General features: G+C 75.5%; 1 protein-coding gene. It reads left to right on the top strand.

Annotated features, from left to right (window positions below; all coding sequences use genetic code 11):
- Nucleotides 1-26: 26 nt before the first annotated feature.
- Nucleotides 27-939 (top strand): sensor histidine kinase (locus ND748_RS32845; RefSeq protein WP_374216102.1); only part of this gene is annotated, 913 nt, incomplete at its 3' end.

The raw sequence follows: 939 nt of genomic DNA, 5'->3' as shown, positions 1-939 counted from the left end.
GCACCGCCCAGCCCGCGGGCACCGCGCTGACTGGCGGCACCACCCTGACCGCCGGCACCGCGCCAGCTGCGGGCACCGCGCCAGCTGCGGGGAGCGACCCGGCTGCGGCCCTGACCGCGCCCGTGGCGGACGCCCAGGCGCTGTCGGCGATCTGCGCCGACGTCGCCCTGCGCGACCTGAATCTGGTGGACTCCCTGCTCTCCCAGCTCGAGGAGATGGAGGCCCGCGAGGAGGACGCCGAGCGGCTCGACGAGCTCTACCAGCTCGACCATCTCGCCGCCCGGCTGCGCCGTAACGCCGAGAACCTGCGCATCCTCGCCGGGCGAGACGCCAGCGAGACGGCGTCGGAGACCGCGGCGATGGTCGACGTGATCCGCGCGGCCATGTCCTCCATCGACCACTACTCCCGCGTCGTCATCGGCCGGGTCGTCCCGCTCGGCGTGGTCGGGTTCGCCGCCGAGGACGTCGGCCGGCTGCTGGCGGAACTGCTCGACAACGCCACCAAGTCGTCTCCGCCGAGCGCACCGGTGCGCGTCGGCGTGCACCTGACCGAGCAGGGCAGCGCGCTGCTGCGGGTCGAGGACGAGGGCATCGGCCTGCCCCCGGAGCGGATGCGCCGACTCAACGAGCGGCTGCGCGCCGGTCCGACCCTCGACGACGACTCCGTGCGGCACATGGGGTTGGCCGTGGTCGGCCGGATCGCCGCCCGACACGAGATGCGCACCTGGCTCGACCGGCGCCACCCGCACGGGACGACCGCCTCGGTGCTGCTGCCCGCGGCGCTGATCTGCGAGTTGCCCGAGGCGAGCTGGTCCGGCGCCCAGACCGTCACCGTCGCGCCCGCCGTCGCCGCCGTGCGGACTGTCGGGTCCGCGACGCAGATCCCGACGGTCGCCGGGCTGCCGGGACGCCGGTCCGCGCACCTGGCCCGCCCTCGCC

Origin of the sequence: Frankia sp. AiPs1 (genome assembly GCF_023716945.1) — a bacterium.
GTDB lineage: Bacteria > Actinomycetota > Actinomycetes > Frankiales > Frankiaceae > Frankia.
The sequence above is the reverse complement of the archived record's forward strand: the minus strand, read 5'-3'. Positions and strand labels throughout refer to the sequence as shown.